Below are 7299 nucleotides of genomic sequence, written 5' to 3' on the forward strand. Positions count from 1 at the left end.
CACGATCGCCAAGATCTTCGCACTGCAGATCACCGACTGGTCCGACCCGGCGATCACCGCTGACAACGGCACCGCACTTCCCGCCGGCCCGATCACCACGGTCGCGCGCTCGGACGGCTCCGGCACCACGCAGAACTTCACCAACTACCTCGTGGGCACCGCCCCGTCGGTGTGGACGCACAAGGCGGGCTCGAGCTGGCCGATCACCGGCAACGTGTCGCTCCAGAAGGGCACCTCGGGCGTCGTCGGCGCCGTCAAGTCGGGTAACGGCACCATCGGCTACGCCGACCACTCGGGCATCGGCTCGCTGACGGCCGCGTCGATCATCCAGAGCGGTACTGCGATCGCGTTCTCCGCCGACGCCGTCGCCAAGACCTTCGAGGTTGCGGCGACCACGAAGTCCAACGGTGTGGCCGGCGACCTGTCGCAGGTCTTCGACTACTCGAAGCTCACCGCCGAGACCTACCCGATCCCGCTGCTCTCGTACGCGATCACCTGCACCACGTTCAAGGACGCCACGCAGGCCAAGCTCGTCAAGTCGTACCTCGGCTTCGTCGCCTCGACGCTCGGCCAGCAGGTCGCCGCGAAGAACGCCGGCTCGGCTCCGGTTCCGGACGAGATCCTGACCAAGGTTCAGGCGACCCTCGCCACCATCAAGTAACACCCTTCGGCCCGCCCGGATCCGCTCATCGGATCCGGGCGGACTGAGTGGCCCTCCCGAGCCTGCTCGGTGGGGTGACTGAGTCCGAGCCGTTCGCATTAGTGTCGTCTTCGGAGCTCCACACGACGCCCGACCCGAGAAGGAGAACGCCGTGCCTCTGCGAGAAGACGAGGGAAGCCGTGGCTGACGCGGCGACCACCACGACCTCTCCGTCCCGATCACTGATCGGCAAGCGCCGGGCGAGCGACACCGTCTTCCTCGGACTCTCCACGGGCTCCGCGATCTCGATCATGGTGATCCTCGCCGGAGTCGCGATCTTCCTCATCATCCAGGGACTCCCCGCGATCACCGCGAACTGGAGCTCCAACCAGGACCTGGCCGCCATCCACAACCCCCTCGGCAACGGCTGGTCGAGCTTCTGGGCGTACGTCGCGCCGTTGCTGTGGGGAAGCCTCTGGTCGGCAGTGATCGCCATGATCCTCGGCGCCCCCGTCGCGATCGGCATCGCACTGTTCATCTCGCACTATGCCCCGCGCCGGCTCGCCGGGCTGCTCGGCTACATCGTCGATCTTCTCGCCGCGGTCCCGTCGATCGTGTTCGGCCTCTGGGGCATCATCGTCATCCGCCCGTTCCTCCTGCCCCTGTCGCAGTTCTTGAACGAGTACTTCGGCTGGATCCCGCTGTTCAGCGGACAGGTCACTTCGACGGGCTCCACGATGCTCGCCGGTGGCGTGGTGCTGGCGGTGATGATCCTCCCGATCGTCACATCGATCACCCGTGAGATCTTCCTGCAGACGCCGCGCCTCCACGAAGAGGCAGCCCTCGCTCTCGGCGCGACCCGCTGGGAAATGATCCGCCTGTCGGTCCTTCCCTACGCGCGCAGCGGCATGGTCTCAGCGACCCTCCTCGGGCTCGGCCGGGCGCTCGGCGAGACGATGGCGATCGCCCTCATCATCTCCCCTGCCCTCCTGTTCTCGGTGCAACTGCTCACCGACGGCTACAACTCGCAGACGATCGCCGCGAACATCGCGCTGAACTTCCCGATCTCGTCCGGCATCCAGCGCTCCGCGCTCATCGGCACGGGCCTGATGCTGTTCGTCGTCTCCCTCGCCGTCAACATGCTCGCGCGCTACATCATCGCCGCGACCGGTCCCGGCGCGAAGGGCCGCAAGAAGAAGGGGAAGCGCTCGTGACCACCTCCACCGCCGGCCCCTTGACCCGCGCAGCCGGCCTCACCAGCGGGCAGCTCCCCCGCTTCTCCGAGCCGATCGGCGTGGTGATCGCCCTCGTCATCTCGGCCGGGATCATCGCCCTCCTCGCGCCGTTCAACATCGCGCTGTGGCTGGTGCTCACGGCGGTGCTCTACCTCGCCGGCATCGGCGTGGCATCCACCATCGTCGAGAACCGCCGGAAGGCGACCGATCGGGTCGTCCGCGGACTCGTGACGAGCGCCTTCGTGCTGGCCGTCGCGCCGCTCATCTCCACGCTGTGGACCGTCGTCTCCCAGGGCATCGGGGTGCTCAGCTGGAGCTTCATCACCCAGACCGGCGGCACGAAGTTCGACCCCGACACCCTGTCGGTGGTGGCCACGCCCGGCGCCCTGCAGGCCGTCGTCGGAACCCTGATCATCACCGGCATCGCCGCGCTCATCTCGGTTCCCATCGGCATCCTGACCGCGGTCTACCTCGTCGAGTACGCGCAGCCGAACAACCCGCTGCGTCGCATGATCACGTTCCTCGTCGACGTGATGACCGGCATTCCCTCCATCGTCGCCGGTCTGTTCGCCTTCTCGCTGTTCTCGCTCATCGTCGGCCCGAAGGCGTTCAGCGGCTTCTCCGCATCGATCGCGCTGTGCGTGCTGATGATCCCGATCGTCGTGCGCTCGACCGAGGAGATGCTGCGACTCGTCCCGAGCGAGCTGCGCGAGGCATCCCTCGCACTCGGTGTTCCCCGCTCCACGACGATCGTCAAGATCGTGCTGCGCACCGCGGCGAGCGGCATCGTCACCGGCGTGGTGCTTGCCGTGGCGCGTGTGGTCGGCGAGACCGCGCCGATCTTCATCGCGGCGAGCTTCACCGACAACTTCAACGCGAACCCGTTCGACGGACCGATGCAGACCCTGCCCGTCATGGCGTACACCGCCTACAGCTTCCCCGGCCAGGACATCGCCGCCTCGCAGGCGCAGTCGTGGGGCGCCGCCCTGCTGCTGGTCATCCTCGTCGTCATCTTCAACCTCATCGCCCGCATCGTCGCGACCATGTTCGCGCCGAAGTCCCGCTGATCAAGGAGCCCCCAGGTGTCCAAGCGCATCGAGGTCGAGGACCTCAACGTCTACTACGGCGACTTCCTCGCGGTCGAAGGGGTCTCGATGAACATCGAGCCCCGCACCGTGACCGCCTTCATCGGCCCGTCGGGATGCGGCAAGTCCACGTTCCTGCGCACGCTGAACCGCATGCACGAGGTCATCCCCGGCGCCCGCGTCGAGGGCTCGGTGCTCGTCGACGGTGAGGACCTCTACGCCCCCGGCGTCGACCCGGTGCTCGTGCGCCGTCAGGTCGGTATGGTCTTCCAGCGTCCGAACCCGTTCCCCACGATGTCGATCAAGGAGAACGTGCTCGCGGGTGTGCGCCTGAACAACAAGCGCATCTCGAAGAGCGACGCCGACGCCCTGGTCGAGCAGTCGCTGCGCGGCGCGAACCTCTGGGAAGAGGTCAAGGATCGCCTCGACAAGCCGGGCGCAGGACTGTCGGGCGGCCAGCAGCAGCGACTGTGCATCGCCCGCACGATCGCCGTCTCCCCCGATGTCGTGCTGATGGATGAGCCGTGCTCGGCGCTCGACCCGATCTCGACCTACGCGATCGAAGAGCTGATCGAGGAGCTCAAGAACGAGTTCACGATCGTGATCGTGACCCACAACATGCAGCAGGCCTCGCGCGTGAGCGACAAGACGGCCTTCTTCAACATCGCCGGCACCGGCAAGCCCGGCAAGCTCATCGAGTTCGCCGAGACCGGAACGATCTTCACCAACCCCACCCAGAAGGCGACCGAGGACTACGTCTCGGGCCGCTTCGGGTGAGCACAGCCGCGGTGGTGCGCGGGAGGGGGCGGATGCGAGGCATCCGCCCCCTCTGCGCGTTCGGGCAGGGCTGTGGTGTCCGGCCGGTTGGACGGCCTGCCCCCGGACGGCCGGCCCCACCGTTGGTCGGCTGATCGATGGTCATCGTCGGTCTGTCGTTCATGAATCCCATCGTTTTCAGAGCCGCACTGCGGCCGCACGCAAGTACCGATGAACCACCCGCTCGACCGAATGACGCTGCCACTGGCCGATGAAGCCGCCACGGCGCACTTGGCGCAGCGGCTGGCGCCGCTGCTCACGCCGGGATTCATACTTTATCTGTCCGGCGACCTGGGGGCCGGCAAGACCAGCTTCACGCGCGCGCTGCTCGCCGCACTCGGCTATTCGGGGCGTGTCAAAAGCCCCACGTTTACACTGCTTGAATCTTACGAGCTTTCTAGATTCCGGTTGTATCATTTTGATTTCTATAGATTCTCCACCGACCGGGCTTGGCTGGATGCGGGGTTTGACGAATACCTGGGCGGCGACGGCGTGGCCATCGTCGAGTGGCCGGAGCGCGCAGCAGACAGCTTGCCGGCGCCCGATCTACGGCTGCGTCTGGAGTTCGATCCGACTCATGGCGACAACGCGCGGCTGGCGCTGCTCGAAGCCGGCTCCGAGCGAGGCCGCGCATGCCTGAGCGCGCTCGCAACGGGCGCCGCGGCTGGCTAAGGCGCGGCGCGCACTCAGGGTTCGGCCTGCTGTCGCTGCACGCCGGCGTGGGCGGCGCGCTGCTCGGGCTGAACGTGCCGCTGGCGCGCGCCGCGTCGATTCTGGCGGTGCGCGTCTGGCCGGCGCGCGACTATACGCGCGTCACGCTTGAGCTCGACGAGCCGCTGAAGTCCACGCAACTGCAGCTCTCCGATCCGCCGCGGCTGGTCGTCGACCTGGAAGGCCTGTCGATCGACCCGGCACTGCGTGAGCTGGTCGCCAAGATCCGGCCCGACGATCCATACATCCAGCAAGTGCGCGTCGGTCAGAACCGGCCGAACGTGGCGCGCATCGTCTTCGACCTGAAGTCGGAGGTGCAGCCGCAGTTGTTCAACCTGGCCCCCGTGGGCAAGTATCGCCATCGGCTGGTGCTCGATCTGCATCCGATCGTGCCGGTGGATCCGCTCAAGAGCCTGGGCGAGGAGCGCGCCGGCGGTGCGGCGCCTGCGGGCGCATCGGTGCGGCCGATCGAGGATCCGATCGCGGCGCTGCTGCGCGAGCGACAGGGCAACGGGGCTACGGCCCCCTCGCCATCGGCTTCATCGGCTGCCGCGCCCCCCTCTTCCGCAGTTGCATCATCGCCGTCGCAAGCGTCGCCATCAGCGCCCGCCGGACAGACGCCAGGGCCATTGGCACGTGGTGTCCCGGAGGCCGGCCAGACGGCCGAGCGCGAACCCGTACCCGACACGCCGGCACGCACGCCGGTGCGTGGCCGCCCCGCGATCGCGCGGCTGGTCACGGTGGCGATCGACCCGGGCCACGGCGGTGAAGACCCGGGCGCGATCGGCCGCCGCGGCACGATGGAAAAGGACGTGGTGCTGCGCATCGCGCAGCGGCTGCGCGAACGCATCAACGCCGAGCCGAACATGCGCGCGTACATGACCCGCGACGGCGATTTCTTCGTGCCGCTGGCCTCGCGCGTGTCGAAGGCACGGCGCGTGCAGGCCGATCTATTCGTGTCGATCCACGCCGACGCGTTCGTGCGCCCGCACGCGCGCGGTGCCTCGGTCTACGTGCTGTCGGAGCGCGGCGCCAGCAGCACCGCCGCCAACTGGCTGGCGCGCAAGGAGAACGCCTCGGATCTGATCGGCGGCGTGAACCTGGGCAGCCGCAACCACGAAGTGCGGCAGATATTGCTCGACCTGTCGACCACGGCGCAGATCAAGGATTCGAGCAACCTGGGCCGCATCGTGCTGGCCGAGCTGGGTGACGTGGGCGAATTGCACAAACGGCAGATCGAACAAGCGGGCTTCGCGGTGCTGAAGGCGCCCGACATTCCGTCGATCCTGGTCGAAACGGCGTTCATCAGCAATCCCGACGAGGAACGCCGGCTCAACGACGTTCGCTACCAGGTCAAGATAGCCGATGCGATCTTTCGCGGTATGCGGCGCTACCTGATCAAGCATCCGCCGGGGCCGAAGGCGCGCGCGACCTGAAGCGTGGCACCGGCTGCCGCAGCACCGGCTGCCGCAGCATCGGCTACCGCGACGCCGGTTTCACCACTGGGTGCGCTGCGCGACGTCTTCGGGCTGTTCGAGCCGGTAGCCGACGCCGCGCACCGTGCTGATGCGCGTGCCGGTGCCGGCCAGCTTGGTGCGCAGCCGCGACACGTAGACCTCGATCGCGTTCGGCGCAAGCTGCTCGTCCCAGCCGGTGATCGCGCGCAGCAGCCGTTCCTTGGTCACCGCCGTACCGACGTGCATGACCAGGTACTCGAGGATCGACCACTCGCGCGGCGTCAGGTCGATCGGCACCGAGCCGTGGCGCACCTCGCGCTTGCGGCTGTCGATGACCAGCTCGCCACAGGTGACGATCTCGTTGCGCAAGGTGCCGCCGCCGCTGCGCCGGATCAGGCCGCGGCAGCGCGCCACCAGCTCGCGCGGATCGGGCGGCACGATCAGGTAGTCGTCAGCGCCATCGTCGATCGCCGAAATGCGCGTATCGACGGCGTCGAGCGGCGTGAGCACCAGCACCGGCAAGCGCACGCGGCGCTGGCGCAGGCCACGCAACCATTCGAGACCGGCCGATGGCGTGCGCTCCAGATCAAGCACGATCACGTCGAAGTGACCGCCACGCAGCACGGCGTCGCCGTCGGCAGGTTCGGCGACGGTATCGACGGTATGGCCGGCATCGCGCAGCGCGCCGCGCATGCGGTCGACCGCTGCATCATCCTGGCTGATAAGAAGGATTTTCATGGCTGGGCGTCCGATCATCTTGGATGCCGCTCGTATGCCGGCCGCCCGCGTCGGGCCAGGCGCCGGTTCCTGACGACATGCGTGATTCTAGGGCGAGCCGACAGAAACCGATAGTCCCAGTTACAACACCCTTGCTGCCTTCGCAGACTTTCTGGCGCGGGCGCGCAGCCACTGCCGCAGCACCTCGATCACCGCCGGCAGGCCGGGGATGATGATCATCGCCAGCGCGACCCATTCGAAGTGCTCCTTGACCCAGCCGGTGTTGCCGAACAGGTAGCCCAGACCGGTCAGTCCAATCACCCACAGCAGCGCGCCGATGACGTTGTACAGCGCGAACTTGGCGTAGCTCATCTGCGCCACTCCAGCCACGAAAGGCGCGAAGGTGCGCACGAAGGGCAGGAAGCGCGCGACGATGATGGTGATGCCGCCGTGGCGTTCATAGAACGCATGCGTGCGGTCGAATGCCGCCTTGTTGAACAGGCGCGACTGTTCCCAGCCGAATACCTTGGGGCCGAGGCGCCGGCCGATCGAATAGTTCAGCGCATCGCCCAGCACCGCGGCCGCCACCAGCAGCGCCATCAGCAGCGGCAGGTTCATCGCGCCGACGCCGGCGATCG

Annotated in this window: 8 protein-coding genes; 6 read left to right on the forward strand and 2 right to left on the reverse strand. The window is 67.5% G+C overall.

What is annotated here, in order from left to right:
* The 6 genes from ABT08_RS11990 to ABT08_RS12015 all read left to right on the forward strand — a co-directional run.
* Positions 1 to 661 (forward strand): PstS family phosphate ABC transporter substrate-binding protein (locus ABT08_RS11990; RefSeq protein WP_288115098.1); only part of this gene is annotated, 661 nt, incomplete at its 5' end.
* 179 nt (positions 662 to 840) lie between these two features.
* On the forward strand, positions 841 to 1854 hold the full coding sequence (pstC, locus tag ABT08_RS11995; RefSeq protein ID WP_056519163.1) for a phosphate ABC transporter permease subunit PstC: 1014 nt from the start codon (positions 841 to 843) through the stop codon (positions 1852 to 1854).
* Complete coding sequence (gene pstA, locus ABT08_RS12000) at positions 1851 to 2942, forward strand: phosphate ABC transporter permease PstA (RefSeq protein ID WP_288115100.1); 1092 nt, start codon at positions 1851 to 1853, stop codon at positions 2940 to 2942. The genes pstC and pstA overlap by 4 nt, the downstream gene beginning before the upstream one ends.
* A 15-nt stretch (positions 2943 to 2957) precedes the next feature.
* The gene (gene pstB / locus ABT08_RS12005) at positions 2958 to 3737 is read left to right on the forward strand and encodes a phosphate ABC transporter ATP-binding protein PstB (RefSeq protein WP_045246769.1); all 780 of its coding nucleotides are present in this window, start codon (positions 2958 to 2960) and stop codon (positions 3735 to 3737) included.
* 210 nt (positions 3738 to 3947) lie between these two features.
* Entirely contained in the window at positions 3948 to 4448 is a 501-nt protein-coding gene (gene tsaE, locus ABT08_RS12010; RefSeq protein ID WP_288115101.1) for a tRNA (adenosine(37)-N6)-threonylcarbamoyltransferase complex ATPase subunit type 1 TsaE, read from the forward strand.
* Positions 4409 to 5923 carry an N-acetylmuramoyl-L-alanine amidase gene (locus ABT08_RS12015; protein ID WP_288115102.1) on the forward strand — a complete coding sequence of 505 codons (1515 nt, stop codon included), beginning with the start codon at positions 4409 to 4411 and terminating at the stop codon, positions 5921 to 5923. Before tsaE ends, ABT08_RS12015 begins: the two co-directional genes overlap by 40 nt.
* A gap of 60 nt (positions 5924 to 5983) precedes the next feature.
* Here the strand turns inward: ABT08_RS12015 and ABT08_RS12020 are convergent, their stop codons facing one another.
* Positions 5984 to 6682 (reverse strand): winged helix-turn-helix domain-containing protein, encoded by a 699-nt coding sequence (locus ABT08_RS12020; protein ID WP_288115103.1) that lies wholly within the window; start codon positions 6680 to 6682, stop codon positions 5984 to 5986.
* Positions 6683 to 6802: 120 nt separating this feature from the next.
* A partial coding sequence (locus ABT08_RS12025) for a VTT domain-containing protein (RefSeq protein WP_288115104.1) occupies positions 6803 to 7299 on the reverse strand: 497 nt, incomplete at its 5' end.

The sequence above is a fragment of the Microbacterium sp. SCN 71-21 genome, assembly GCF_001725695.1.
GTDB lineage: Bacteria > Actinomycetota > Actinomycetes > Actinomycetales > Microbacteriaceae > Microbacterium > Microbacterium ginsengisoli.

Excerpts from the sequence above, each read along its gene's own strand:
- tsaE (WP_288115101.1), top strand. The coding sequence starts at position 3,948 with ATGAACCACCCGCTCGACCGAATGACGCTGCCACTGGCCGATGAAGCC.
- ABT08_RS12015 (WP_288115102.1), top strand. The coding sequence starts at position 4,409 with ATGCCTGAGCGCGCTCGCAACGGGCGCCGCGGCTGGCTAAGGCGCGGC.
- ABT08_RS12020 (WP_288115103.1), bottom strand. The coding sequence starts at position 6,682 with ATGAAAATCCTTCTTATCAGCCAGGATGATGCAGCGGTCGACCGCATG.